The sequence below is a fragment of the Neptuniibacter marinus genome, from assembly GCF_965223595.1.
Taxonomy (GTDB): Bacteria; Pseudomonadota; Gammaproteobacteria; order Pseudomonadales; family Balneatricaceae; genus Neptuniibacter; species Neptuniibacter marinus.
In genome coordinates this window covers 2,871,484-2,897,208 of record NZ_OZ245004.1, presented here as the reverse complement: position 1 = coordinate 2,897,208, position 25,725 = coordinate 2,871,484, and the positions used below count along the sequence as shown (strand labels likewise).

The window sequence follows — 25,725 nt, the reverse complement described above, 5'->3', positions numbered from 1 at the left end:
ACGTCTAAGGTAGGCGTGCCAAACGCTTGTTGATGAATTTTGGTTTTAAATTACCGCTCTGCTGCAATTTCGGCAGAATGATCTTCAACACTCATTTGCCCCTATAAGGGATAATTTAGTTAGAACTAAAGAACGCCGCCGGATTAAATTTGTTCAATATCTTCTTTTCTAAGTTCTGTTTTACCTTATTTATAGGTAGGGAAGCTGGTTGGGGCGGTAGGTAATTTTTTAATACCTGTAGTGGGTTTGCTTGATCTAATTCTTTTTCAGTCAGAGATTGGGTAATAAGCTGCTTTATCGGGGTAATATTATTTGCCAAACGAAGGGTCGCTTTACGTGCTATTTTTGCTGCCAAAGTGTCGTTTGTGAATAGGCCTACCACTAAGTTTGTGCCGTGGTAGAGGATACGAGTAGTGCGCATCATCTCTGATTCGTAGTTGGCTAACAGTGTTTCACTAGCAATCTCTTCTCCATCGGCCACAGCTTGTGCTATTAATTTAGTTAAGGTTGCTTGTCCTTTAAGTCCAAGATTAAAACCGTGAGCTGTGACGGGGTGCATACCTACAGCGGCATCACCGATTAAGGCGAAGCGACATCCTACAAATTGATTAGCGTGTACAGCAACTAATGGATAGATATGACGTATACCGGTCAGTTGCATCCCACCAAGTAAGCCATTTAGCTGGTGTTCTATCGTCTGGTTAAAGTCAGTTTCTTTCATTTCAGTATAGTGCTGTGCTTCACGGCTATTAACAGTAACTACAATGGATGAGCGGTTACCGTTCATCGGTAGAATTGCGGTTGTGCGACCATAATGAAAGCATTCAAATGCAGTTTGCTGGTGTGACTTTTTATGTTCCATTCGGCAGACGATTGCGCTTCTTGAAAAGTCCTTCATGGTTGCAGATAACCCCATTTTACGGCGCATCTCAGAAAAACGCGTATCCGCAGCAATAATTAGCTTAGCTTTTAGTTCCTTGCCATTGCTGAGAATTGCTGTGCCGTTGTATTCATCTGTTGTCACTGTTTCCACAAGGGTTTCAGTTAAAACGTCTATCTGAGGGTGAGATATGAGTTCTGCGTAGTAAGCTTTACGGATCTGGTGGTTGGGGACTAGGTAGCCTAAGGCTTCTAAATCTTGAATATAGTTATCAAAATTTAAGCTGTAGCTTGATTCACCATCAAACACTTTGGCTGCTTTGATAGGTGAGATCGACTCCGCGGGTAGTCTTTGCCATGCGCCACAAGCTTTCATGATCTCCACGGATTGATGGGTGAGTGCTATTTCTCGGCCATCTTCGGGAGGTTCTGCCAGCGTTGTTTCTGATGATCGTTCTACGATAGCGATATTAAGCGGCAGGTCTGCTAAGGAACGAGCAAAACTCAGCCCTGCAGGGCCGGCACCAATTATTAAGACATCGTAGATTTCACTCATAACAACCACCTCTTAGTTGAAAAAAGCTACTTTACTCCGTCATTTAGTTTTAAGCTTGGATGTAAATCAAATAAAGCGGCCTCAATCTCGGTTCGAATATTTAGTAAAAGATATAAATTGGAAGGTAGGTATGACAAAGAAACACACCGATGATGCAGTTGAAGAGATTGAACGTATTACTTTAGGTCATTATGAAACGAATGCAGAAGCGTTTTGGCAGGGAACACGTGATCATGATGTTAGTCAAAATATTGAGGCGTTTTTAAAAGCGCTTCCGCAGCGTGAAGGATTAGACCTTTTGGACTTAGGCTGTGGACCCGGTCGCGATCTTCATTATTTTAAAAGGCTTGGTCATCGAGCAGTTGGTTTAGATGGTAGTCAGACTTTTTGTAAGATGGCGCAGGAGCATAGTGGTTGCGATGTTTTGAATCAAAGTTTTGCTGAGTTGGATTTAGGCGAGCAATGTTTTGATGGTATTTACGCAAATGCTTCCCTGTTTCATGTACCTAGTCAGTTATTACCGAGTGTTTTAAGTGCCTGCCATCGAGCGCTTAGAGAGGGTGGTATTTTGTTTAGTTCTAATCCTCGAGGGAATGATGAGGGTTGGAATGGTCAGCGATATGGCCATTATATGGAGTTTGATGTGAGTCAACGTTTCTGGAATGACGCTGGGTTTGAGGTGCTATATCATTATTACCGCCCAGAAGGAATGCCGCGCCAACAGCAATCTTGGTTGGCTATAGTGAGTGCAAAGAGAAATTGAGTCGATCTGTTTTTTAATTTGTAGTTTATAATTAAAGCGTTATAAAAGTGTATAGCTCCTATATATAAGGGGTTGTTGAAAACTGAGCGGTGTAGAGATGCGTAAAATTATCATTCTTGATGATGAGAAGATGATGCTCAAAAGCTTAGAGCGTCGTATTAAATTAGAAAATTTGGACTATGAGCCGCACTGTTTTAGTTCGATTAAAGCGGCTTTGGCCGAATTGGAAAAAGGTGATTGTTATGCTTTTATCACCGATGTGAAAATGCCACTTTTGACTGGTGATCAGGTGGTTAATTACATCAGTCAGAAATTTCCAGAGCAACCCTGTATCGTGATCACTGGGCAAGCAGAAAGGCGTGAGATTAAGAATATTCTTGATGCTGGGAATGTTAAAGAGATTCTCTGGAAACCGATTGATTTTGAAAAATTGGTGACTGCTTTAGATAATATTGCGGTGTCGGAGTAATCCTTTCATTTTATCGGTATGTAGATTTTTAACGTATCTACTATTTAGGTTGTTTATGTCCCATACTTTGACACAGCATTCCCCGTTAAAGATTGCCGCGGTCGTTTTGGCTGGAGGGCAGGGGAGTCGAATGGGAGATCAAGATAAAGGCTTAGTGCTCTACGATGGGAAGCCTATGGTTTGCTGGACATTGGATTGTTTAAAGCCTTTGTTAGAAACCGTGGTTATTAGTTGTAACCGTAATTTTGATCAGTATGAGTCTTATGGCTGTACCTTGGTAAAAGATCAGATTCATGGTTATCAAGGGCCTCTAGCAGGCATTCATGCGGCAATGCGTCAACTGGATGCTTATACCCATTTAATGGTGTTACCTTGTGATACACCTCTATTGGATAAAAACGTTATTGAACGTTTATTACTGGCTACCAAAGAGCATCGGGATAAGATTGTGGTGTTAAAAACGGGCGATCAACCGCAGTTTCTTCATGCGGTTATACCTATGAGATTTGGCACTGAATTAACCCATTGGCTTTCCAGCGGTGAGCGAGCTGTTTATAAATGGTATAAGCAGTTTCCTATGTATTTTGTGGAAGTGGATGCAAAGTCCTCTGCATTAAAAAATATTAATACATCACAAGACCTAGCCTAGTTTTTTGATCGGTAGTGATTGGCTCAGAGGTTTTTCTTAGCCGAATACAGAAAGGAGCGGTTACGTCGCTAGATATATGGGCTTAGAGTTATCCCTCCTTTAAAGGTTATCGCCCATGATTTCATCTGACCTTCCTGTCGATGCGCTTCTAAGTATCGTGAAGGGCAATGTGAAATGACTGATGAGCAGGTTGATCTGATCTCTCTGGCGGCTAATGGAATTCTGTCTGATCAAGTCTGAGCTACTACAGATCAGGAGGTATCGCAACGCCTCCGTTATGAATCTAGTTCATCTAATCTTTGATCTTTACGTCGCGCCAATTCGAAGCCTGACGCGCTTTTTAATATTAAAATCTATTTATGCGGTCAAAGTTTAGATATTTGACGTGCTTCAATTAAAGGACTCGCATGTGAATACACATTTCAGTCTGAAATTATGCTCATCACGTTAACATAATATCTTTAGCAAGCTTATTGATCAGAGCAGTGTTCACTCATGAATTTTGAGAGGCCCATTTGAGTAAGTGGTCTGAAAGATAATCCTGATGAATAAATTCTTGTTCAAGGCGTGGCTTTTCTGAGCTCGCTAGTTCATTGAAAAGTTCTATCTCATGATCGAGCAGGCCCTCAGGTATCTTTTTAACTGAATTAGGGCCTGTGGAACGGTACATCGAAAAGGCTTTCCATTCTGCATGAGACATCATGAGTGCCGTCAGAGTAGGCTGAAAGGTGCGAGCATCGGCAAGAAACTTAAGTCCCTCTACATCAATATCACCCCAGTAGGCGACTCGTTTGTTTTTTAATAAGGTTCCATTTATCCACGAAAGGTTGTTTCCTGTACCTGTGACAATGAGTGTACTTTCAATATCGGGAATCGATAACGCTGATTGAAGATTTTCAACAATCAAAACATTTTTAACTTTGATATCTAGTTCTGATAGTGACTCCTGATCCACGCGTAGCATATCCAGCCCCATGAGCTGTTGGCGAACAGAAGGACATAGGCCCCTAAGATATAACCACCCTTTAGGAGTCTCAGAAACTCCAAGCCAATTGAGGAGTCCTCCATGCTGAGATACTTCTCCCTGATGAATAAAATCAAGGATTCGTTCAATGAAACTTGTATTTCGTTCGATGAACTTGGTATGCCCGTGTTTTATGGGTAGTGAACGAAGATAAATTTCTTTGCCCATTCCGCGACTCAACTGAGGGATAATTGTGAGCAGGTCATTGCACCATTGTGCTGATGCAGAATCGAGCGTGTTGAAATCGCATAGTGCTTCAATTAGTCCTCGTGAATCGACTTTTCCAAAGGATGCTATCAAGCCTTGGGCTAATTCATTAATTCTGTGGCTACGGTTGTCGAAAGTCTTGCGATCTTCCTCTGGTAAACAATTGAGAATGTCTTCAAGACTCTTTATTACAAGCCTTTCTGGCACCTCAATTGATCCTATGCCTTGTTTGTTGACTGTCCGCCACTGAACTAAGTCTGGATTAGAAAATTGCTTCCAACGATGTACGAAATCGCCATGCTCTGATATACGATCTATCAAATGAGAGCCTGATAGTCCCCCTAGAGATTTTGACCAGGGGAGTTCAACTTCACGTAGGATAAGTGCCTTCTGCTTGGCAAAAGTTCCCCAGAAACGCTTAGCAACGCTCATGATGGCTTCTTCTGGTAGAGCCAAACGATTACTCATTTACAGTGATCTCATAGTCTTCAACACTGCTTTTCTTCTCAGCATTCTGATTTGATGGAGCATTATCAATAGTTAGGTGTTGCTGGAGTTGTTTTTCAGCTTCTTCCCAGGACATTTGAATCAACCTTGATCGGTGTTTACCTGCATCCTTATCTGCAATCAGAACAGATGATGCGGCATCCTTAGCAATATCCATATTTTTAAACGGGGTGATTATGTTTAGGACAAGCCCCATTTCCTTGAAAACCTGAATGACTCGACGGATTACTGCAGCACTCATATTACTGAAAGCTTCATCCAAGAAAACTGTAGAGAAGCCAATCTTTGTCGTTCCATCAGGGGTAAGGACGTAAGCAAGAGACGCCGCTAAAATTATGCCTGTGAAGCTCTCTTTTTCTCCCCCAGACTTGCCTTGGGTGCCTCTCGAACCATAACGGTTAAGCTGAGTACCTGATTCACGATCAACTTCAACTGCGGTGAAACTCATCTGATATCGTACATCGATTAACTCTTTGTTGGCCTTTTTATCAGGGTTGCTGAGAGCTTCTCGTAATAGCACATTGACCTCTTCCAGAGCCTTAAAGAGCTTCCTTGCATCAAGTGACTCATTAGTGGTTGAGGCCAGCTGAAGTACTTTTTGAACTTTGGCTTCAAACTCCTGAACCATAACGCTCTTGATAATTGAGATATCAATACGCAAATAGGATCTTGGCGTAAAATTAGTTCGCTCAAGCACCTTATTGATAGATTCTATGCGCTCTTGGATATCCAAGCGCTCATCACGGTAATGATTAACTAAGCTAGAAAGGCTACTGGTGGTTTGAGAGTTAAGTTTGTTCTGGAAGCGCTCTTTAAGATTTGGCAATCCTTCATTTACAAGCGAGCTATAATGCTCAATATATTCATGACGATCCTCAAATTCTAAACCCCAATTACAAGAGTAAACTTCCCAATTTTCTTTTGATTTATAACGTTTAATAGCAAGCTTAATATTGCTCTCTGCGTTACTTATTTTACCTTTTTGCTCAGTCGTTTTTTTATGGATAGCTTCAAATGCCTTGCTGACACTTTTTGCAGCGTCATCAATAATTTTCTCAGAATCTGTGATATCTGAAAGGTCGGTTAGATAAACACTGAGACGCTGAATAACGGAATCTTCAATCATGCTGAAGCCTTGGGATTCAAGTTCCATTTTTTCATGTTCTTTGCAGACTTTTTTGTATCGGTCGTCCTTACGAGTCTGATCTGCAACAAGTTTGTGTACAGTATCTTCGATAGCTTTGATGCGCCCTTCAACATCGCGCATCTTCTCTTCGGCTCTTGCTGCATCTTGTTGATTATTTCGCAGATCTTCCAGTCTTTCTTCTAACCTTTTTAGTTCGTCCATCTTTGGGTGAAAATTAATGGCATCCCAAGTGTACTGATTTAATTGCTCCCATTTTTCTTTTTGAGTGCTTAAGGTTTCTAGCCGAATATTTAGTTTTTCAGATTCTTGACTCAGTTCCTCTAATTGAGGCTCTAGTTTCGACAGCAATTCATTCAACGCATTCATACGATCCTGACTGCTAAAGCCTAGAGACCAGCGAGTTTTATCATTGATCTTATGTCGATCATCTTTTGAAAATTGGCCTTTCTCATAATGAATAAGACCTTCTTTTGTCATCGCGTGAGATACCATGCTGATTTCAGCTTCAGTTACACACTTCAGATCAATATGAGCCAGTAAATTTTTAACTGTTTCTCTGTAAGGATGATCTTTCCAGTCCAGTTTTCTTAAAAAGCCATCGTCCTTGAATGTAGGCATCGCAAACTTGGCACCAGGCGTTACTGAACGAGCTTTAAAATTTAAGCCCAGGTGACGGCGGTTAACGTATTGAGTTACACGATGTTCATCAGCAGCTGGCACTAATAATGTCAGTTTGCGCATACCTAAAGCACGTTCGATAGCGCCCTGCCATTCCGATTCAGATGACTTAACCTTCATGATTTCAGCCATATAAATGAGGGATTCAGGATCGATATTAAGGTCTTCAGAAATTTTATCACGCAATTTCTGGTAAGGCATTGGCACATTGGAACGTCGCTGAGCTAAATCATCGATTTCTAACTGAGTGGAGTTAATTTCATTTTCAACATTAATCAGTTTGTGACTTACTTTAGAAATCTCATTACGTGTATCTGCCTGAGAGCCTTCGATAGCCTCAATAGATTCGCTTTTTTGAGCACGGTTTTGCTCAAAGTTGGCCAATGAAATCAACGCATTTAGAGAAAGTGACTGAGCAATATTTGCATACAGTCTGGCTTGTTCTTCTCGTGTTTCAAGAACATCACGTACTGAATCAGCTTCTTTCTCCAGCGCCTCAATCTGATTGCCGCCAAAGTTCTCAAACTCTCTTCGGTAAACCTCATACTCAGACTTTAATGAACTTTTTTGGGATTCGTTGTTACTAATTTCTTCCGCTACAGAATCCGCTTCCTGTTTAGAAATTTTCTTGGCTCGTAGAAGGTGTGGAATCGTTGAATGAGCAAAGAAGCTGCGAGCATGTACTGTATCTGTTTCTGCCTCTTTTAAGAGTGATTCAGCCTCTGAATGAAGATCATGCTGATTTTTAATTGTTTCTAGCTCTTCGATCTGCTCTTCAGCATCTAAAATGGCATCATTGATTTCATGGAGAGCAGCAGATTCTTCAAGTGAAGACTCTGCTCGTTGTTTAAAATCGCCTTCTTCTAGCACTAGAGAGCGAAGCATTTCATCGAGGTTCCGAATTTGCTTTAGTCCCATTGCACGACACAGAAGGCTTATTGCATTTTCGTTTTCGATGCCCAATGACTGCAAAAGGTGGGAACGATATTCTTTGTAGGAATCAGTACGGACAATGCATTGATTGTTTTCAGACAACTGCTTTTTAAATCGCCTTTTATCTTCAGCATACGCTCGATATAGATCTGTTATAGAAAGATCATCATTCATCAATATATACATGCGTTTTACATCGGATTTGGAGCGACTAGTACCTTCAATGGATAAGATCAGTGCTGCGATCAGTGTACGACCATCTTCGAATGTAAACCTTGCTCGGATGGCGGAGGCAACCGTGTCGCTACGAAGGCAATCATTTTCCCCTGAGTCAGAGCTCGCATAGTATCCACGGATATAGCTCAAAACATCTCTGTCACGGCTTTGACCATCTTGAGCAGCAGCAACATTGTAACGCCCATTAGTACCTTGTAAGAGAGTTATATAGCCATCGATAAGTGTTGATTTACCTGCCCCAGTTTCGCCTGTAACCATTAAGCCATCAGGGGTCAATGTTGCACTGTGGTGCCCGTCAAAAGTACCCCAATTGATACAGTCAATTTGCGATACCCAAACCCGATTGTTGGAAAACAATTCATTTATTGTCATTGATGTCATGATTGTTCTCCCACTAATTCGTCTTCAATTTCGATATCAATAGATTCTTGGTAACTTGCAAGGGTTGACTGGAGATAGTCCATATCTAGTTGGTGCTTCACCATTGGGGATATACGGTAACGCTCACCTTCGTTTGCTTTGGGTTTAATGAGGATGTTGTCTTCGACAGCACGATTAATACAGTTTTCAATTTTCTTCTGATCTTTGGTGCCTGATGCGCTTTCATTCCAGTATTTCTGAAGTTCGGCTGATATGTACTCGGCATCTATAAATATTTGCGTTTCTCCTGCCATTTCACGGTCATGGAAGTGGCGTCGTATCACTAAGTACACAAGAGATTGATGGTATGTTTCCTCTCGACCTCGTGCCCAGACTAGAGTTTCATTTCCATCGTCATCGGTTCTGGTCACGGAGCGAGTAAAAATGAGGCCGTTAAGATCATCAATCACAAGCTCGATGTAGATGGCTGCTAAAAAGTCACGGATATTGGTCTGATACTGCTTAACTGTTTTGTAAATGGATTGGTTTTTCTCTAATTCAACTAAGCCTTTCTTTAGGAGGAAAACCAGTGAATCTCGCATCTGTGGCATTACTTCGATTGTGAATGCTGTCTCCATATCAGGTGAGACTTCTGCATCGCTTACAGCTCCGCTATCTGATGCTTCACTTTCGCCATTAGCAGCAAGGCCTTCAGCCGAGTTGATAGAAGTGAGGTCGTCAAAAATGCTAGGTTTGGAGTTTTCCATTGTAATCCTCTCAAATAAACAGCTGCCTGACATGATCAAAGGTTCATGTCTTCAATATGGTTAGGAAAGCCTGAAGCGTGAAGTGATAAAAAGGGAATATCTGCAGTTTTGGTTTTACCATCCTCAGTGAATGTCACACGCTCACGTGCTTCCGATTCCAATGCTGAAGAGGCTTTAGCGACACGTATTAAGGCTATTAATTCTTCCACACCAGAAGTGAGCGGTTGTGCTTCGGTAATTTCGCCCAGAGTCATAGATCGACCCGTTTGGCGCAACAACTCTCTGACTCGTTCTGCAACACGACGGGCTTGCAAGGTGTTCATAGCTTCAAGCGCAACGTCACTTAGTTCAGAAGATGTATCATGTGATTCAACCTCAGCAGAAATAGGAGTTTTAAGTGTATGAAGCCTAATAGGGTTGCGGGTTTTAACTTTCAGGCATGCACTTGTTACAGGGATGGCGCGGTATGTTTTAGAAACCTCATTCCCAATATGATTATGAATAGAGATGGCTGAGTGCTCTATTTGAGAAAGAACTTTCCCAATAGCTCCCAGATCAATGTCTTGATAACTGGTTATGTGGTCTCGTAATCTCTCGGATGTTTTTTTACGGACATCCCTAATTCGACCTGACTCTTTATTAAGTTCTCGAACAAATCGAGATAAGTATCGCTTCTGGTCAGTATTGAGATGCTGAGCACTTTCAGGCTCGGCAAGGATGCTTATAAGCAGAGTATTGATTTCTTCCTGGCGCTGAGTGTCACGGAGTAATGCGTCAAATTCGGTAAAGGAAGAGCCTGCTTCTGTTGAAAAAATCTCGTCTTCTAAATTGAGGACCGTTTCTAAGACACTGGCGCGAGAGCTATCACTTGTTGCTATTTTTTGTCGCATCTTGCGATCTACACGAATAGTTTCGTCCTCAAGATAGCGAAAATCCTTTGTTAATAATTCCGCCTGTTGGTAGATCTCCTGAATACCTTCACGGCGTTCAAGATCAGACATAGGCACGAACTCACCACGGCGTAATGCAGATACTTCTTTTTTTAGATCAGAAATCTGAGATTCAAGATACTTAATACGTTCTTCGGGAGTGCTATTCAGTTTACTGGAATAGTCTTTAATCGTGTTGTGAACAAGTTGAAGGTGGTTGGAGGTTACACCGCTAGTTCGGTTTTCGAGCGACATGGCGAAACGGGATGCTTGTTCAAAAGCTTCGGTCTTAATGACCTTGCCATCCATTTCTCGTATCCAGTTGTTACGAATCCAACGGTCATAGTGATAGCGTGCGTTTGTGTCTTCATGAGGCCCATTCAGCTCATTGACACGTTGATCTTCAAGCACTGCACTTAAGTGGAGTAAAAAATCGTTGAATTCAATTTCAGATTGTTCGCTGAAAACATCGCTGAGAAAGGCCAATACGAATGCACTGTGCTTTGCGATCAGCATTTTCATAGTCGGGGCGTTCATCGCCTCGCTGAAAGCGATATGAGCTTGCTTGTATTTCATCTTCTTACCAATCCGTTTGTGATGAAAATCATCGGTTAACTCTAATTCGATGATGCAGGTTCTCTTACCTGAGGCTATCCATCATAGCGCTATAAGTTGTTTTCAAAAAGAGATCTATTGCATCTAACTTCGATCTTGCTTAACGGTGATTTGTAGTATCCAGCCTCAAGCAGAGGATATTATATTTCCAATATAAGCAATAAATAATTGCATAAAAAGCAAAGTAACTTTGCAAAGTATAGATTGAATCAGTAATAAAGTGTTACTGTTTATTGATACAGTGGTATGATCACTGGCAACAAGTTCTAAACATCTTCAAGGACTACTCAGTGAAATTCGAAGATTTCGTACAGCAGCACAGTGTTTCGATAACTTATGCTCAATGGGTTAGATTCAGATATGTTGAAAGGCAGTTGTTGTGGGAAAGGTCTGTTACTTCTGGAATGATTGCCGATACATTCCATGTCTCTAAACAACAAGCTAGAAAGGATATTGCAGAGTACTCTCGAATTACACATAACATTCATGAGACCGCACCTGGAGAGAAGACTAGGGCTTTTAGGCCTCATGGATCTTTCAATCCTTTTTTTCTTGGTGAAGATGACCTCGTGTGGGAGTCAACTCCTACAATTATTCCTCCTAGTTCTCCAAATATATCTCCATGTTTTGTGCTAAAACGCAAAGTGCCTGTAAAAGCTCTTTGTTCTATTCAGGCAGCAATAGAAGGAAGTCATCTAATCAGATCTATTTACGCCTCTACTAGAAATCCAGGTGGTATAGAGAGGAATCTGTTACCTCTTAAAATAGTTAATGCTCATGGGCGTTTTCATCTAAGGGCGGTGGATCTTGATGACAATGATTTAATAAAGGATTTTGTGGTCACTAGGTTTCTTAGTGAGATAAGAGTGCAGCCAGAAGTAATTGATAAAGGGGTCTCAGATGTTGATTGGGATACTCTTGTGCCGATAAGAGTCGTGCCTAATCCAATTAATGGGAGTCAGTTTGAAGCTTTGATGGAGAGAGACTATTTATTGCCAAAGAATCACATCATGGTGAGGAAGGCGATGTTAGGCTATTTTCTAAGTGAGAACCGACTTCCTGTTGAAGAAAAAGCAGATCAAATTTCTTCTGAAGTTCATGGGCGTATCTATCCACTAGTAGCTTATTTTGGAAATACAGAGATCCCTGCATATCACTTTGGCTTTAGTGGAAAATATAACGTACAAGATGTCAGAAGGGTTCTTGAGGTAAATTCGAGCGGGGTCTTAAATTGATACTAGTATCAATTAACTTGTAAGACTTTGGAGTTCTTTTTCTAGAGTTAATAGTTGATTATCTATTTTACCAAAGAAATTAGCCTTCCCTGAGTTCCCCACAGGAAAGTGTATAACCTCATGATCAGCGTTAGGTGGTAGATTTGGCATTGGTAACCAAGTGTTGGAGTTAGAGTGGTGATGTATCATTCGTTCTAGATCCCTTCTCATCTGCCTCTTGGAGATATCTTCCCTTAAGCAGGCGGTTTGATAGCCATAAACATCCGAGAAAACAACATCAAGAATATCACTGTTTTTTCTTGTCCTAAGCTCTGCCGTATAACAAAACCCATTTGTTTTGAAATCGATTAGATCGTATTTGCATAGACTATTGTCTGTGCCTTCAAAGGTATTAGGAAACATCAACGATAGAAGAGTTTTTTCTTGAGATGTTAAGTAGATAGGAGTTTGCTTTAAGTCTCTATAGGTTTCTTGGAAAATGTTTGACTGGGCCAGATCATCTAGGGGCCATACGTTGCTTTTCTTTAGCAGCTTAAGAAATGGAGCAAACCATCTAGAGTGGTTTTGACATACTTGATGAACCGCCCATTTCCAAGATTGATTTTCCCAATGAAGATGCCCATTTGCAGCACTTTGTAACAAAGCTAGAGTAGTATCATTGCACTGTAGGTCTTTCCAATTAAGCCCGTATAGTCTTAAGAGGATTCCTAAAAGGTGGGAGGATTGGCTACCTTGTTGATACTGTTTGGTTATAGTGGAAATAAGGAGCTGTTGAATAGCATCATCAGTGATTGAATCGCAAATGCTAAACCATCTATCCCATAGCTGCCTTTCTAAGGATACTACTTTCTTTGTAGGGGTTGGGTCAGTAGTAGGCTGTTTTTTACTTTCCTCGATCAGTTCACATTCTGCCTTAATCGCGGATTCTATTGTTGCCACATCGACGATATATGGATGTCCATTTCTAAATTGAACTTCAGATAGGTGGATTGGTTGTTGTTGCCATTCATACTCGATATCACAGTCATTTCTATAGGGCATATGAATCCAGCAACGAAGGTGTAATTCTTTTCTTTCAAAACTTAGCTGGATCATCTCATCATCTAGCACAAATAAGTGGTCATTGTTTGTGATAGCAATATCGATTTGGCTTTGCCGTATCTTGCCTGGATCAAAAGTAGGCATGATCCAAATTATTCGACCGAATTTTTGATAGAAATACTGCCTGACAGAAATCATCGGAGCCATTTCAGTAGATACCTGTACTTCAAATGCTGTTACGAGTCCGCCTAATGAAGCTTGAACATCTGGCTTTCGCCACTCACCCTTAACCTTGATTATTTTCTCGATATGTATGGTTTCGTTAGGTATTCTTGAATCTAATTTTAGTATTTCTGCGATATGGTGTTTTAGATCATGATGCAGTTTACTTTCAGCTGCTCCTTGGTATTTAAGAGCTCGTATTATCTCTATAGGAATATGAGTATTACTTCTTTGTGGGCACTGTTCTTGTTCCTCAGAAATCGCCTTATGGTGACTTGGAAAATACTCATGTTTATCAGATAGATTCTTGGCTCTGATATAGAGGGGTTCTTTGCATAAGCTGCAGCGAAGCAAGGGGGTGTTCTTCGAATTTCTTGCGTCATTTATTTCCATTCTGAGCCGTTGGTATGTCTTTGGGTTTAGCTCGTCAAAAAATCTAAGTCCATCAATAAGCTCGTAACTTGATCCGTTCCAATAGTCTATCAGTTGTATTTTCATGCTCTTCCTTGATGCGGTAATGTGTCGATATCGTTTCTGCTTGCTACGTTTTGCTCACTAGCTCTTTTTTGGGTATTTTAAATGTCCCTGTACCTAGATAGTGGGGTTATTGCAGTTGCATCCAATCTTCGAGTACATGAAAAGGTATTGGGTAACGATAGCAACGACAGGCTAAAAGCACTAACGGATAGTGTCCCTTATTAACAGCTGAAAGAAGATGGAAGGTTTTAGACATTTGGCATTCATTGCTTACGTGTTTTATCACGTCTTTTTGATGAATTGGGAAATCAGTCGAGGCTGTTCCGTGAGTGTCAGAATTTGAATATAAACAACCTTCTGATGATGAATTTGGGTACCAGTATTGCAGAGTGCAGTGCTTCATATCTTTCTCTGCAAAGCTTGTCAGTTTTCCTCCAGCATTTTCTGCCTTGTATAAAGCGCAGTAGAGGGCCAATAATGGGTAAAGGATGCTTCCTTGAGTCACTTTGTGTTTGTATTTTTTATTAGCCTTATCTTTATGACGATGTTCAAGTAGTTGCTCATAACTCTGTAAAATTGTTGGGTACATTCCATTTGAAGCGAACGTAAATATGGAATTTTCAATAATGGCCTCAAGCCAGCTGACTACAAATTCATCATGCTTATCGTCCTGACAAAGTAAGTACAATGCAAGTGCGATATCGATTGCTTGCGAGTCCTTATAAGGTGATAGCAATAGCGGATTATTATGAATCAGTTGCTTCAATGATTCAGTTAGGGTATCGAGTTTATTGATAAGGCCTGTTTGTTCCGTATTGAGTTGATCTGTAGGTGGGGTAGCCTCATAGCTTTGGGTTAATTGCTGTAGAATCCAAACCCCTTTAATCGAAATTCGCCCTAAGAGATCGAATAGTTTGAGGTTTATATCTATAGAACACGGAGAAGATATTGCGTTAGAAATCGCATGTTTTTTGTGGGTGTGAGGGATGATACGGTTATCAATATATTCACTCGTAATGGAATGATAGGTGCTTAGTAAACTAGAAAACGAAGATGTTACTTTGCTATTGTTATATTCTTTTATTGATTCCCATGAAAGTAAAACTGCTTTTTCAGCAGAAAGGTATGCTGATTCTAAATTGCTTTCTTCACGACACCACGCGAACAATATCCATAGGTACAAGTTGATTTTATTAAGCGCATTAGATGCTTTTTCATCATTATCACTCCTCTCCAGAATAAAGCATATTAGTCTCTGAAAGTGATTATGGGAGGATTCAGGTTCATCAATAAGAGCAAGTGATTTTCTTAGTAAGGATTGCCAGTCCTTTGGTAAAAGCTCTTCCTTTAACAAATATTCTATTATCAATTCTGAAAGCTTGTCGCCATTCCACTCTTCAAATGAAATATTCCCTCTAGTGTTGTTCTTCTCATAGCCAGTGACTTCTTGGCGTATTACAGAGCTAACATCGCCACCAAAACATAAACAAATAACAATAGGCTTATTTAAGTGTTCAGGGGGTATTCGATTAGGAATGAAAGAATCTTGTATTTCATTTAATGAAGGGCGCAAGGCTTGGTCGGATGAGCCGTCCCAAGTGCTTCTTGTTAGGTTGCCTGCTTTAACTGAAAATAGGTAGACCTTTTCACCCCCTTCTTTGATACTGCCGACAGCAGCAATATCTACTCCATATTCTTTGACTCCTCTGGTTGGTGAAATGAAAACATTTAGGCCCATTTGGCTTAGTAGATCGGGTAGCACCACATCTAGCTCGCCCCTTTCCCTTAGAGAAGCTAAATACTGTTTAAGAATTAGTTTCATTATTTTAGCCTCTCAACGCGAAAAGTACGTAACATATAATCAAGCCCTTCGGGGTCGATTATGTTAAGGCGGGGTAATTCAGCAGAATGAGAAATAGAGTGCATTTTCATCTCAGATCGACGCTGATTTCCATTTCCATCATGTACGTAAAAGACTGAACTGTTCCCATACAATAAATGCTGGACTGTGCAAATTTCATGGAATAGTCGTTTAGGCCCCTCATCCTGTGCTTTTTGCACTCCTTTATTAAATTCTTTCCTATATAGCTGAGAGTTTTCTTGAGGGGCTTTTAATTCCTTTATGCCGTAAGTGTCCTTTAAACCGTCCTTATAGGACTCGAGCTTTGTAAATAAGCTATTACATATATCTTGATAAGCGGGTTGTTGGCTGATGCTTTTTAGGTAGTCCTTTAAATCACCTGAGTAACTAAGTAATAGGGGATCAAACAGTAAGTCATTAAGTTCTTTTTTTGTTTCTGCTGAGCACTGTGGGTAAAGGGAAAGAATAAAGCTGCTTGCTGCTACTGGACGGGAAAACAACCAGCCAATGGCCTTGCGACTTACGAATAATAGGTTCTTATCTGACGTGCTTAGTTGTTTTATATCTGCGGCGATAGCAGTATCTTTTGGCGACTCTTCCATAAGATCCATAACTGCTTTACATAGTTTTGGGTCACCTGATAAAAACCACATCGTAATCAGCATGCTTAGCTGTGAAGACTGATCTTTGAGAATTAAGTGTGAGAAAGACTTAAATGCTCTGACTTCTAGTTCGGCATTTTTTTTCAGTAGGCATTCAAGAAGTTTAGCTGCTTCAGAAAGACGATTATCTTTGATTTGGTCTACAAGGATGTAGTCAATATTACTCACGGTTCCTGCATATTCCAGTGGGCTACTTGTGAGGCAATTAGTCAGTTGATCAAGAATATTTTGGGGAATGTTTTCTCTAAAAAAGGCTGATATGTGGGACGCTGCATAAACAACTTCTGGTTGCCTTTGTGCGGCAATTTTATTGATCAGAATCTTTATATCATCCCAATTGGTTTTGCTTTTCTCACCAATAGAGATAATTGCCCTTAACAATTGGGCTTTAGAAAAATCGTCTGTTTCTTTTTCTACTGATTCTTTTATGAGTGTAATTAGAGTCTCGTATGTTTGATCTTCGGCTAGATCCAGCTGACTTATAGATATGAAGGCTTGAGATCTAATGCTTGGAGTTTCATGTTCGATGAGTTCTTTTATCTGCTCTAAAGCCCAAGATGGTTTAAGTTTCTGTGCTGCAAGAATTGCACTGGACGTCAGTGAAGAATACTTGTCGGTATCAGTAAGAATGGCGAATAAGGCATCTTTAGAACGCTGAATATCCTTTTTACAGAAATTGAGAAAGGCTTTGTGGATATCTCCTACGGATAGATCATTTCCTGCTTGATTCAAGAGATGGGTTATACAGCCCATAACATCTGCGGTGGTGCAATTAATGTATGGTAATGATGATGCGTACACATCAAGCAATATGAACAAATCATAGTGTGTGTTATTACGTGTAGCTCCCAGCAACAGCTCATTAAGGTCAAAAGTTTTCGTATTGTGAAGTTTTGCAACTGCTAGGATTAAACTACTGGAGGGCCCCGTATTTACTTCGGCTAAATAAATATCACAAAGTGCTTTAAGTGTATTCCCTGCCTTTAAGTCTTTAAGAAGCTGCTGTTTTATAGTGCTAACTGACATCTTATTCTCTTCCTTCCTTAGACTTTCTTGAGAGTATGATTGCCTAAAATAACAAGACTTGCTAGTTACGTTCCACCCTTAAGTGTCTATATTCAGTGGCTTCAGCCATAGGACAGTACTTTTCGTCACTATAAAGTGATTGGGGTATCTGCTCTTTGAGAATAATAGTTCCATCTTAATTAGGATTCTGGCATTTCAATTTTTTGAGAAACTCTTCTGTACCATAGAGCTCATCGATGGTTGAGCAATCCTACCAAGTTGGAACTCAGTTCCAGTACCAACTACATCCGACAATCTCTTTATTAGTTCTTGTTAATAAATCTACTCGCCTGTTGGTATAGGTCAATTTATATACTAATTTGTTTTGTTATTATTCCATCCAGAAATAATCTAATAGCCCTCAGTGGTCATTCCTTTCTCAATTGAGCGTGAGATTGTGAGTCTCTTTTTTTTTTGTTGCGCGGTGCCTATTAGCTTTAACGTTTATGTATAGGTTTAGCCATTATGGATTTCGATTTTTTAATTGATAGCTTAGGTGAAGATGGCGCAACAGCCTTAGGTGGACTGATGTTAGGGCTAATGTTTGGTGTGTTTGCCCAGCGAAGTCAGTTCTGTTTACGAGCCGCGGTTGTTGAATTTGTGCGTGGAAATATGGGGCCTAAGGTGGCTATTTGGCTGTTAACTTTTTCTGCTGCGGTAGGCGGGACTCAAGCGCTTATTCTGATGGGTGAGCTGGATATTACTGATTCTAGAATGCTGGCATCTTATGGAAGTTTATCGGGTGCAGTGCTTGGCGGACTCATGTTTGGTGCGGGTATGATTTTGGCGAGAGGCTGCGGAGCACGCTTGCTTGTGCTAGCAGCCACAGGAAACCTTCGTGCTCTGTTTTCAGGCTTATTGTTTGCTGCTATAGCGCAAGCGAGTTTACGGGGTATTTTTGCACCGGCTAGGGATGCTGTTGCCCATTCTGTTTTACTACATGAAGATGGGGGGCTGGAATTATTAGGTTTTCTTGGCTTAGGTGATTATGCCGGCATATATATCAGTATCGCCTGTGCTGTAGTGGCTGTGATCTATGGTATAAAAAATAAACTGACGCCGTGGGCTTGGATTGGTTCTATGGGTGTTGGATCTATGGTCGTAGGCGGCTGGTGGTTTACTTATCATATGTCTTATCAAACATTCGAATCTACACAAGTTGAGAGCATGACCTTTACAGGACCTTCTGCTGATACCTTGATGTACTTTCTGACGCCGGGTGGGGCGCCAATGGATTTTGATGTTGGGCTCGTGCCTGGTGTTTTTATCGGTTCGTTCTTAGCTGCTTTCTTTTCCCGTACGTTGAAGCTTGAGGGGTTTAAAGATGGTAGTAGTATGGTGCGCTACATTATGGGTGCATGCCTAATGGGGATGGGAGGGATGCTGGCTGGTGGCTGTGCCGTGGGTGCAGGATTAACTGGAGGTTCTGCGTTTTCTATTACGGCTTGGATTGCTTTGGCTTCTATGTGGGCTGGGGCAGGTCTGACCGATACCTTTGTTGATCGAAAGCGAGAACTTTCAGTGGTTAGAAGTTAAACTTTTTACCTGAGTCTTTTTCCTCTGCCTTCTCTTTTGCTTTTTCTTCTGCTGCTGTATCTATTTTTTCAGCCAGTTGGCCGACATGTGTGCGGATTTCGTATAATTGTCGATCGAGCGTTTGGTGGTAATTGAGGTTTTGCAACTTGCTAAAGCAGCTACGGTAGTGATGTATGACGACTTCGGGGCCTCTAGACTTCTCCGTTTCCATTGCATTTAGTAGTTCTACATCGACCTCTATACGTGCATAGGTCTGTTTCGCACCTTTTGTTAAGTTATCAGCAATGTCGTGGTTGATTTCGCCTTTATTTTTTATGTCGGTAATGAATTGAGCGAGCTCTTTTATGATTCCCATAGCTCTGGCTGCTTCTGTATGGCTTTTAAATATGGTCATGGAGCCGGATGGATGAGCTACTGGTTCTGGCAAAATAGCTGCTTGAGCTTGAAAGGTGGCTCTTTGTTGTTTATTGCTTTCGCTCGAATCTAATTCGACAACTGCTGTCCAGCGAGCTTCTAAATATTTGCAAAGTAGGGAACGGATTTCGGTAGTCATTAGAATGGGGGGGAAGGCATCCAGTAGATGAGATGCCCTACGAATGCCAGACTTTAAACTGATTAAGCGAAGCTTACGTTCACGCTTTTTGTTTTCAATATCCTGTATGACAAAGGCTATACAGGCCATGAGAGCAACGCCACAAAGAATAATAACTGCTATGTAAGTTGGGCTCATGAAAGTGTCCTATTTCTAATCACTTTACACTATCGGAAACAGCTCTGATTTTATAGGTAAATAATCAAATAAAATACTTGTATTTTTAATGTTAGATCAGTATTATTTGCCCCGCTTTAATGAGCTGGTGAAGCTTGTTGCGTCCCATTCGTCTAGAGGTCTAGGACACCGCCCTTTCACGGCGGTAACAGGGGTTCGAACCCCCTATGGGACGCCATTTAAAGCATTGCGGGAATAGCTCAGTGGTAGAGCACAACCTTGCCAAGGTTGGGGTCGCGAGTTCGAACCTCGTTTCCCGCTCCATCTTCTACTATCCCGTTTATTCTATCAGCTGGCTTATGTTGGTTTTTTTTATCCCTCCGATAACTGTTTATTAAGCTGCCTTCCTTCACTGAAAATCTACCTTATTAGTACTTGTGTGGCCAAAAAATGATGTGTATTGGGTGTAAAGCTGTCATGAGTTTGCCTTGTTGGAAGTTCTTTAATATTACCAATGGGTTAGGGGGAAAACAGCGTTAGGGCTGTTTGCTGTATTTGCAACCCATGGATAGAAAACAAAGTGTTCTTTTTTCTTAAAAATAGGGTTGACCCCTAAGAATCAGTTCTTTAATATACGCGCCTCCTTACAAGGCAACACGTCTTGCAAGGATGTAGCGTCCCATTCGTCTAGAGGTCTAGGACACCGCCCTTTCACGGCGGTAACAGGGGTTCGAACCCCCTATGGGACGCCATTATCTTTAAAGAGATCAGCGGGAATAGCTCAGTGGTAGAGCACAACCTTGCCAAGGTTGGGGTCGCGAGTTCGAACCTCGTTTCCCGCTCCAAATTCAGAAGTGAATTTGAATTTTTTGTGTCCCATTCGTCTAGAGGTCTAGGACACCGCCCTTTCACGGCGGTAACAGGGGTTCGAACCCCCTATGGGACGCCATTCTCTTTGAAGCTTGTGCGGGAATAGCTCAGCGGTAGAGCACAACCTTGCCAAGGTTGGGGTCGCGAGTTCGAACCTCGTTTCCCGCTCCAAATTCAGAAGTGAATTTGAATTTTTTGTGTCCCATTCGTCTAGAGGTCTAGGACACCGCCCTTTCACGGCGGTAACAGGGGTTCGAACCCCCTATGGGACGCCATTTCCTTATTTTTCTTTGTTGTATCGCCCAATAAAATGAATTAATGCTTAGCTTTGAGAAAAATCTCTTTTCTTGAACTAGACTACTATGCGTTGTACCTTGTTTGTTCGAAATAAAGATTTTTTATTTCGAGTCTAGGTTATTTCACATAGGATGTGGTTGTATTCATTGTATGATCCGACTTCTGTTATTTTTATTATTGTTAGTGCTTCCTCGGATAGTTTCGTCTGAGGTTATCGTCAATTCAAGTGTTTCACTTGATAGCGTTAGCCGACAATACCTCCTCTCTATTTTCTCGATGCAAACTCGTGTTTGGCCCGATGGTCAGTCAGTTAGGGTTTATATTCTTCCTCCCCATAAAGCAGAACATCAAATGTTTGTTAAAAAAGAATTAAAACTCTTCCCTTATCAGTTAGTGAAAATCTGGGATCGATCTGTTTTTTCTGGCTCAGGACAGTCCCCAATGGTTGTAGAGTCCTTTGACGAGATGCTAGATAAAGTATCTAAAAATAAAGGAGCGATAGGGTATATATCCATGGATAAGGGGGGGAGCAGTGATGCTAAGACTTTGCTGGTTAAATAGGTGGTTTAGTGCACTTCTTTTCAGTCTGCTATGGGTGGATTTTGTTGCGGCAGATGATATTGATTGGGAAGTTAATGGTTTTGTTACCCAAGGGTTTTCCTTAACTGACGATAATAATTTCTATGGTAAGAGTGAGAGCGGAAGTTTTGATTTTAGAGAGCTTGGTATTAGTTCAACTACGCGCTTAAGTGAACGGTTTTTAGTCTCCGGGCAGTTGGTTTCTCGTCGGGCGGGGGAAGTGGATGATGGTAAATTAAGTGTTGATTATGCCTTAGTCGATTATCGTTTCTTAGAGCAGCAATGGGGACATGCAGGTATACAGGTAGGGCGGGTAAAAAATCCATTTGGTTTTTATAATACGACGCGTGATGTAGCGTTTACACGGCCTTCAATTATGCTGCCTCAATCGCTCTATTTTGACCGAGCCCGAAATCTAGAGCTATCTTCTGATGGCTTGATACTTTATGGAACGAAAATGTTGAGCGGTGGACGTATTAAGTCGGAGTTATTAGTCGGCGCCCCGCGCAAAGATAAAAATGTGGAATATGCGTATTTGAATGACGATTGGCCTGGTTCATTTGATCAGACTCGAGGCTACCTTTGGCGTACAGAGTATAGTTTGAATGACTATAGTTTTATCGGCGCTTTTACTTATGGGAATTTCAAGTTGGATTTTGATCACCCCTCGACTCCGGCTCCTGGGGCGCCTGGTGATGGTCGTCTCGATCTTGGCGTTATTGTTTTGTCATTACAATACAATTGGGATAAGTGGAGTTTGACGGGGGAGTATTTTCGGCAAGATGTTGATTGGGGTAGTTTAGGAGGCGTATTTTCGCTTAAGCCTGAAACGGCCAGTGAATCTTTTTATCTACAGTTAGAGCATAGGTTTACGTCTGAGTTATCTATGTTTGCTCGACGAGATGTATTTTATATAGATGAGGACGATAAAGATGGTAAAAAGACGGAAGCGCTATTGGGAGTGCCTGCTTATAATCAATATGCTTTCGATTGGACGCTTGGGGTTGGTTGGGAGCCTTCCTCTCATTGGCTGTTCCGTGCCGAATGGCACAAAGTAGAAGGGACGGGTTGGTTAGCAACACAAGATAATCCTGATCAAACCAAGAAAAAAGAGAATTGGGATCTGTTTCTTCTCCAAGCAACCTATAGGTTTTAATAAAGATGACGGATGTGCATGCGAGTAGTCGCTCTTTTTTTAGCTTGCGCTGGAAGGTATTTATATACTTAGTTTTTGCATTGACTATGGTGCATCTTATTTATGGCTATTATTCCTATTTAAGCTTAGAAAAGAAAAGTGAGCAACAGCGTCTTGAATTTATAAAACGCGATGTGGATGTGCTAGAAGGGCTGGTCGCTACCTCTTATGATCGACTGCTCAATTTAGCAGAAATCATCCCCCTCGTTGTTAATAAACAGTATGAGGGAAACATAAGATCGGAAGCATATATGGAGGTTATCGGAACCCTCTTTCCAGATCTAGTTATGAGCGGATCAATGGATGCTATCTATTTTTATGATAGTGCAGGCAAACTTGTTGTTAAAGACGGTATCTTTGTCGACTTTCCTGTATCTGTTATCACTCAAGTTCAAGAGATTGAATCGCCCGTTAAGTTTTTTCATTGCGCCGAACAATGCTTACGTTTTATTGCTATGCCCGTTACTTTGGAGAATAGCCAAGTTGGTGTAGTCGTCGTTGGGCGTGAGATGCGCGATATCATTCTTGAATTTAATCATCAAACAGGACGAGATATAGGTCTTGCCTTACAGCCGGCTGAAAGTATTGATAATGCTCGATTACAAACGCTGGAGCTTAAGTATTTAACTCAAAAGTCTGAAAATGAAATGCTGTTAAATACATTAATAAACGAGCAGCATATCTCTACCGAAGGAGGGATGTATGAAATTGATGCCAATCGCCGTCATTACCAGATTATTTTAAGGCCTCCTGAGGGAACGATTCCTGGGCAAGCTTACTGGATTCTTATAGAAGACCATACAAATACTTATATGGCGGCGAGAGATGATCTAGTACAGAGCTTATTGGTTTCTGGAGCAGGGCTTTTTGTGGCGGCTCTGTTTTTATTGACTGTTTTGCGCTCACCTTTGAGTGTACTCGCTAAAGTATCGTCGCTTCTACCGCTTCTCGCAAAAAGTTCCTATGAAGATATTCGTTTAGGTATACATACAATCAAGCGGAGTAATATTTTTGAGGATGAGCTAGATCTCTTACAAAATAGTACCTTAGAGGTTTCACAACAGCTTGAACATTTAGAAACGTCTTTACTTGAACGCGCAGTAAATTTGACTGAGAGATCAGTCCAGCTTGAGGCAGAGCGTGATTTTGTTACCAGTCTTTTGAATACTGCTGAAGCAATTATTATGACCTTAGATGATGAGGGTAATATAGAGACAATTAACCGTTTTGGTCTAGGTATACTTGGGCTTAACAATGAGGAAGTGACGTCACTTAGTTTTTTTGATCTGCAGCATGATCAGCAAGATGTGAAAGAGCATCAAGCGTTAATGGAACGTTTGTTAAATAAGCAAGAAAATAAGATACAGATTTCAGCGGGGATTCGAGCTCAAAGTGGTCAAGTATTACAGATTTCATGGTTGCATTCTGCATTAAATATCCCAGATTCAGATGCACAGGTTTTATCTATAGGCATGGATGTTACAGAACGCCAGCATGCTGAAAAAAGCCTTGAGTGGATTGCAAATCATGATTCGCTCACCGCCTTACCTAATAGATTGATGTTTAATAATCTGGTAGAGCAAGCGCTTGCTCGGCATTTGGGTGGTGAGGATATTATCGCTGTACTTTTTTGTGATTTAGATTCCTTTAAGGATGTTAATGATTCCATAGGCCACCCTGTGGGAGATGAACTGTTAAAGCAAGCGGCTGAGCGTATTCAAAATGTAATTGGTAGTAAGGGTCTTTTGGCTCGTTTGGGTGGTGATGAGTTTACTGTCTTGCTTGAAGCTTGTTCTTCAATTCAAGAGCTTGAGGATATTGCTTCGCATGCTTTAACAGCATTTAGAGAGCCCTTTATTATTGAAGGTTACGAAATATTTAGTACCTTGAGTATTGGTATTGCGATCTATCCTGAACATGCTGTCGATGTAACTACGCTTGTGCAATATGCAGACGTGGCCATGTTTGATGCGAAAGAGCGAGGTAAAAATCAGCTACGTTTTTATCATGATGAGCGCGGTAGTGAGCGTTATGAACGCTTTTCTTTAATTAATGATCTGCGACGAGCATTAGAGCGTGATGAGCTTAAGGTTTATTTTCAACCTCAAATAGATACGAGTTCAGGTAGCGTGATGGGAGCGGAGGCGCTTCTTCGTTGGCAGCATAAAGAGCTTGGTATGATCTCTCCCGCCAAATTTATTCCTTTAGCTGAAGAGCAAGGATTGATTGTACCTATTGGCGAATGGGTGTTACGCGAGGCTTGTAAGCAAGGGAAGATCTTACATGATGAAGGTATACATATTTGTATGGGGGTTAATGTTGCTGGTCAGCAGATTATGCATGAAAGTTTATTGTCGACTGTGCAACAAGTAATACATGAGACAGGCATAGACCCTAAACTAGTTGATTTGGAGGTGACCGAGAATTTTTTATTACGTCAGCCTGAAATCACGATTCCTAAGCTGCAAAAAATCAGAGAGATGGGTATCTCGCTCTCTATGGATGATTTTGGTACAGGCTATTCTTCTCTTAGTTATTTGAAAAAATTACCACTCAATACCTTAAAGATTGATCAAAGCTTTGTGCGTGATATAGGGATTGATCCAGAAGGTGAAGCGATTGTGAAAGCAATTATTGTATTGGCAAAAAGTTTAGGTTTAAAAGTACTTGCCGAAGGGGTGGAAACAAGTGAGCAACTTGCTTACCTTAGATTGCACGGTTGTCATTTAATCCAAGGTTATTATTTTAGTCGACCACTGCCGGGCGCAGAGCTTGTAGGTTTTGTCGCTAACCAAGCAGTGGATATAACATTTGAATAAGAGAATAGGGAGTGTATGCTTCTACACTAGTTCTGACTAAATATACTTGCACGTTTGTTTAGGTAATCAAACTCTTCATTATTTTCTTCTGCGCTGAATCGCAGTTCATCTAGCTGTTGGAATTTATCTATCTCGTCGTCGGCCATGTTATGTAGACAACTACCTCCAAAAAACCAGAGTAGATCCCTAGCGATTAAGTGGGCGAGGGCTGGGTACATTCTAAAAGCACGTTCTAGAATTTGTTCTCCAGTTATATAGATGTTTTCGTTACCGGCTTCAAAGTCTTCAATAAGTTGTTTAAGGCTAAGAATAAAGGTCTCGTCTTCTTGTGTGATCTCATCATGCGTAAAGGGCTCGCACTTTATCAAATTGTTATATGCAATTTTCAGGAAATTAAGATGGTGAATTTGGTAAGATGTCATTTCGGGCTCCGATAT

General features: G+C 41.1%; 18 protein-coding genes and 7 tRNA genes. 15 read left to right on the top strand and 10 right to left on the bottom strand.

Annotated features, from left to right (window positions below):
• Positions 1–115 precede the first annotated feature (115 nt).
• Positions 116–1,435, bottom strand: a complete 1,320-nt coding sequence (gene ubiM, locus ACOQOE_RS13645; RefSeq protein WP_420554258.1) for a 5-demethoxyubiquinol-8 5-hydroxylase UbiM — start codon at positions 1,433–1,435, stop codon at positions 116–118.
• A 130-nt stretch (positions 1,436–1,565) separates the two neighbouring features.
• Here ubiM and ACOQOE_RS13640 point away from each other — a divergent pair, with 130 nt between their 5' ends.
• The 3 genes from ACOQOE_RS13640 to mobA all read left to right on the top strand — a co-directional run bounded on the left by ACOQOE_RS13640 (position 1,566) and on the right by mobA (position 3,316).
• Positions 1,566–2,198 (top strand): class I SAM-dependent methyltransferase, encoded by a 633-nt coding sequence (locus ACOQOE_RS13640; RefSeq protein WP_420554257.1) that lies wholly within the window; start codon positions 1,566–1,568, stop codon positions 2,196–2,198.
• Positions 2,199–2,295: 97 nt separating this feature from the next.
• Entirely contained in the window at positions 2,296–2,667 is a 372-nt protein-coding gene (locus ACOQOE_RS13635) for a response regulator (protein WP_420554256.1), read from the top strand.
• A 55-nt stretch (positions 2,668–2,722) separates the two neighbouring features.
• Positions 2,723–3,316 (top strand): molybdenum cofactor guanylyltransferase MobA, encoded by a 594-nt coding sequence (mobA, locus tag ACOQOE_RS13630; protein ID WP_420554255.1) that lies wholly within the window; start codon positions 2,723–2,725, stop codon positions 3,314–3,316.
• A 493-nt stretch (positions 3,317–3,809) separates the two neighbouring features.
• Here mobA and ACOQOE_RS13625 read toward each other — a convergent pair whose 3' ends face one another.
• The 4 genes from ACOQOE_RS13625 to ACOQOE_RS13610 are packed head-to-tail and all read right to left on the bottom strand — an operon-like array spanning position 3,810 to position 10,681.
• On the bottom strand, positions 3,810–5,015 hold the full coding sequence (locus tag ACOQOE_RS13625) for a Wadjet anti-phage system protein JetD domain-containing protein (RefSeq protein WP_420554254.1): 1,206 nt from the start codon (positions 5,013–5,015) through the stop codon (positions 3,810–3,812).
• On the bottom strand, positions 5,008–8,430 hold the full coding sequence (locus ACOQOE_RS13620; RefSeq protein WP_420554253.1) for an ATP-binding protein: 3,423 nt from the start codon (positions 8,428–8,430) through the stop codon (positions 5,008–5,010). The genes ACOQOE_RS13625 and ACOQOE_RS13620 overlap by 8 nt, the downstream gene beginning before the upstream one ends.
• Positions 8,427–9,176, bottom strand: a complete 750-nt coding sequence (locus ACOQOE_RS13615) for a DUF4194 domain-containing protein (RefSeq protein ID WP_420554252.1) — start codon at positions 9,174–9,176, stop codon at positions 8,427–8,429. Before ACOQOE_RS13615 ends, ACOQOE_RS13620 begins: the two co-directional genes overlap by 4 nt.
• Before the next feature lie 35 nt (positions 9,177–9,211).
• Positions 9,212–10,681, bottom strand: coding sequence for a DUF3375 family protein (locus tag ACOQOE_RS13610; protein WP_420554251.1), 1,470 nt, complete (start codon positions 10,679–10,681; stop codon positions 9,212–9,214).
• 329 nt (positions 10,682–11,010) lie between these two features.
• Between ACOQOE_RS13610 and ACOQOE_RS13605 the strand changes: the two genes are divergently transcribed.
• On the top strand, positions 11,011–11,955 hold the full coding sequence (locus tag ACOQOE_RS13605; RefSeq protein WP_420554250.1) for a hypothetical protein: 945 nt from the start codon (positions 11,011–11,013) through the stop codon (positions 11,953–11,955).
• A 12-nt stretch (positions 11,956–11,967) separates the two neighbouring features.
• On the opposite strand, the gene ACOQOE_RS13600 is transcribed toward ACOQOE_RS13605, so the two are convergent.
• The 3 genes from ACOQOE_RS13600 to ACOQOE_RS13590 all read right to left on the bottom strand — a co-directional run bounded on the left by ACOQOE_RS13600 (position 11,968) and on the right by ACOQOE_RS13590 (position 17,244).
• Positions 11,968–13,716 carry a DUF6035 family protein gene (locus ACOQOE_RS13600; protein ID WP_420554249.1) on the bottom strand — a complete coding sequence of 583 codons (1,749 nt, stop codon included), beginning with the start codon at positions 13,714–13,716 and terminating at the stop codon, positions 11,968–11,970.
• A 106-nt stretch (positions 13,717–13,822) separates the two neighbouring features.
• Positions 13,823–15,517: a hypothetical protein gene (locus tag ACOQOE_RS13595; protein ID WP_420554248.1), complete on the bottom strand. Its 1,695-nt coding sequence runs from the start codon at positions 15,515–15,517 to the stop codon at positions 13,823–13,825.
• On the bottom strand, positions 15,517–17,244 hold the full coding sequence (locus ACOQOE_RS13590) for a hypothetical protein (RefSeq protein WP_420554247.1): 1,728 nt from the start codon (positions 17,242–17,244) through the stop codon (positions 15,517–15,519). Before ACOQOE_RS13590 ends, ACOQOE_RS13595 begins: the two co-directional genes overlap by 1 nt.
• 504 nt (positions 17,245–17,748) lie before the next feature.
• Between ACOQOE_RS13590 and ACOQOE_RS13585 the strand changes: the two genes are divergently transcribed.
• Positions 17,749–18,819, top strand: a complete 1,071-nt coding sequence (locus ACOQOE_RS13585) for a YeeE/YedE family protein (protein WP_420554246.1) — start codon at positions 17,749–17,751, stop codon at positions 18,817–18,819.
• Here the strand turns inward: ACOQOE_RS13585 and ACOQOE_RS13580 are convergent.
• The gene (locus ACOQOE_RS13580) at positions 18,809–19,549 is read right to left on the bottom strand and encodes a hypothetical protein (protein WP_420554245.1); all 741 of its coding nucleotides are present in this window, start codon (positions 19,547–19,549) and stop codon (positions 18,809–18,811) included. The two genes, ACOQOE_RS13585 and ACOQOE_RS13580, sit on opposite strands and share 11 nt — an antisense overlap.
• Before the next feature lie 141 nt (positions 19,550–19,690).
• Here ACOQOE_RS13580 and ACOQOE_RS13575 point away from each other — a divergent pair.
• The 10 genes from ACOQOE_RS13575 to ACOQOE_RS13530 all read left to right on the top strand — a co-directional run bounded on the left by ACOQOE_RS13575 (position 19,691) and on the right by ACOQOE_RS13530 (position 25,288).
• Positions 19,691–19,766, top strand: a tRNA-Glu gene (locus ACOQOE_RS13575).
• Between the two features lie 11 nt (positions 19,767–19,777).
• Positions 19,778–19,852, top strand: a tRNA-Gly gene (locus ACOQOE_RS13570).
• A 352-nt stretch (positions 19,853–20,204) separates the two neighbouring features.
• A tRNA-Glu gene (locus tag ACOQOE_RS13565) sits at positions 20,205–20,280 on the top strand.
• An 18-nt stretch (positions 20,281–20,298) separates the two neighbouring features.
• A tRNA-Gly gene (locus tag ACOQOE_RS13560) sits at positions 20,299–20,373 on the top strand.
• 28 nt (positions 20,374–20,401) lie between these two features.
• Positions 20,402–20,477, top strand: a tRNA-Glu gene (locus tag ACOQOE_RS13555).
• 17 nt (positions 20,478–20,494) lie between these two features.
• Positions 20,495–20,569, top strand: a tRNA-Gly gene (locus ACOQOE_RS13550).
• A 28-nt stretch (positions 20,570–20,597) separates the two neighbouring features.
• Positions 20,598–20,673 (top strand) — tRNA-Glu (locus ACOQOE_RS13545).
• A 172-nt stretch (positions 20,674–20,845) separates the two neighbouring features.
• Positions 20,846–21,256, top strand: a complete 411-nt coding sequence (locus ACOQOE_RS13540) for a hypothetical protein (protein WP_303415555.1) — start codon at positions 20,846–20,848, stop codon at positions 21,254–21,256.
• A complete protein-coding gene (locus tag ACOQOE_RS13535; protein ID WP_420554244.1) occupies positions 21,228–22,430 on the top strand; it encodes a hypothetical protein in 1,203 nt (400 codons plus the stop codon). The genes ACOQOE_RS13540 and ACOQOE_RS13535 overlap by 29 nt, the downstream gene beginning before the upstream one ends.
• Positions 22,431–22,435: 5 nt before the next feature.
• Positions 22,436–25,288, top strand: coding sequence for a putative bifunctional diguanylate cyclase/phosphodiesterase (locus ACOQOE_RS13530; protein ID WP_420554243.1), 2,853 nt, complete (start codon positions 22,436–22,438; stop codon positions 25,286–25,288).
• A gap of 26 nt (positions 25,289–25,314) precedes the next feature.
• On the opposite strand, the gene ACOQOE_RS13525 is transcribed toward ACOQOE_RS13530, so the two are convergent.
• Positions 25,315–25,710: a PA2817 family protein gene (locus tag ACOQOE_RS13525; RefSeq protein ID WP_420554242.1), complete on the bottom strand. Its 396-nt coding sequence runs from the start codon at positions 25,708–25,710 to the stop codon at positions 25,315–25,317.
• Positions 25,711–25,725 lie beyond the last annotated feature (15 nt).

What these genes read in the sequence shown, in the direction of transcription:
- mobA (WP_420554255.1), top strand. Translation starts at nt 2,723, where the DNA reads ATGTCCCATACTTTGACACAGCATTCCCCGTTAAAGATTGCCGCGGTC.
- ACOQOE_RS13610 (WP_420554251.1), bottom strand. Translation starts at nt 10,681, where the DNA reads ATGAAATACAAGCAAGCTCATATCGCTTTCAGCGAGGCGATGAACGCC.
- ACOQOE_RS13640 (WP_420554257.1), top strand. Translation starts at nt 1,566, where the DNA reads ATGACAAAGAAACACACCGATGATGCAGTTGAAGAGATTGAACGTATT.
- ACOQOE_RS13585 (WP_420554246.1), top strand. Translation starts at nt 17,749, where the DNA reads ATGGATTTCGATTTTTTAATTGATAGCTTAGGTGAAGATGGCGCAACA.
- ACOQOE_RS13525 (WP_420554242.1), bottom strand. Translation starts at nt 25,710, where the DNA reads ATGACATCTTACCAAATTCACCATCTTAATTTCCTGAAAATTGCATAT.
- ubiM (WP_420554258.1), bottom strand. Translation starts at nt 1,435, where the DNA reads ATGAGTGAAATCTACGATGTCTTAATAATTGGTGCCGGCCCTGCAGGG.
- ACOQOE_RS13620 (WP_420554253.1), bottom strand. Translation starts at nt 8,430, where the DNA reads ATGACATCAATGACAATAAATGAATTGTTTTCCAACAATCGGGTTTGG.
- ACOQOE_RS13625 (WP_420554254.1), bottom strand. Translation starts at nt 5,015, where the DNA reads ATGAGTAATCGTTTGGCTCTACCAGAAGAAGCCATCATGAGCGTTGCT.
- ACOQOE_RS13580 (WP_420554245.1), bottom strand. Translation starts at nt 19,549, where the DNA reads ATGAGCCCAACTTACATAGCAGTTATTATTCTTTGTGGCGTTGCTCTC.
- ACOQOE_RS13595 (WP_420554248.1), bottom strand. Translation starts at nt 15,517, where the DNA reads ATGAAACTAATTCTTAAACAGTATTTAGCTTCTCTAAGGGAAAGGGGC.
- ACOQOE_RS13600 (WP_420554249.1), bottom strand. Translation starts at nt 13,716, where the DNA reads ATGAAAATACAACTGATAGACTATTGGAACGGATCAAGTTACGAGCTT.
- ACOQOE_RS13615 (WP_420554252.1), bottom strand. Translation starts at nt 9,176, where the DNA reads ATGGAAAACTCCAAACCTAGCATTTTTGACGACCTCACTTCTATCAAC.
- ACOQOE_RS13530 (WP_420554243.1), top strand. Translation starts at nt 22,436, where the DNA reads ATGACGGATGTGCATGCGAGTAGTCGCTCTTTTTTTAGCTTGCGCTGG.
- ACOQOE_RS13635 (WP_420554256.1), top strand. Translation starts at nt 2,296, where the DNA reads ATGCGTAAAATTATCATTCTTGATGATGAGAAGATGATGCTCAAAAGC.
- ACOQOE_RS13540 (WP_303415555.1), top strand. Translation starts at nt 20,846, where the DNA reads ATGATCCGACTTCTGTTATTTTTATTATTGTTAGTGCTTCCTCGGATA.
- ACOQOE_RS13590 (WP_420554247.1), bottom strand. Translation starts at nt 17,244, where the DNA reads ATGTCAGTTAGCACTATAAAACAGCAGCTTCTTAAAGACTTAAAGGCA.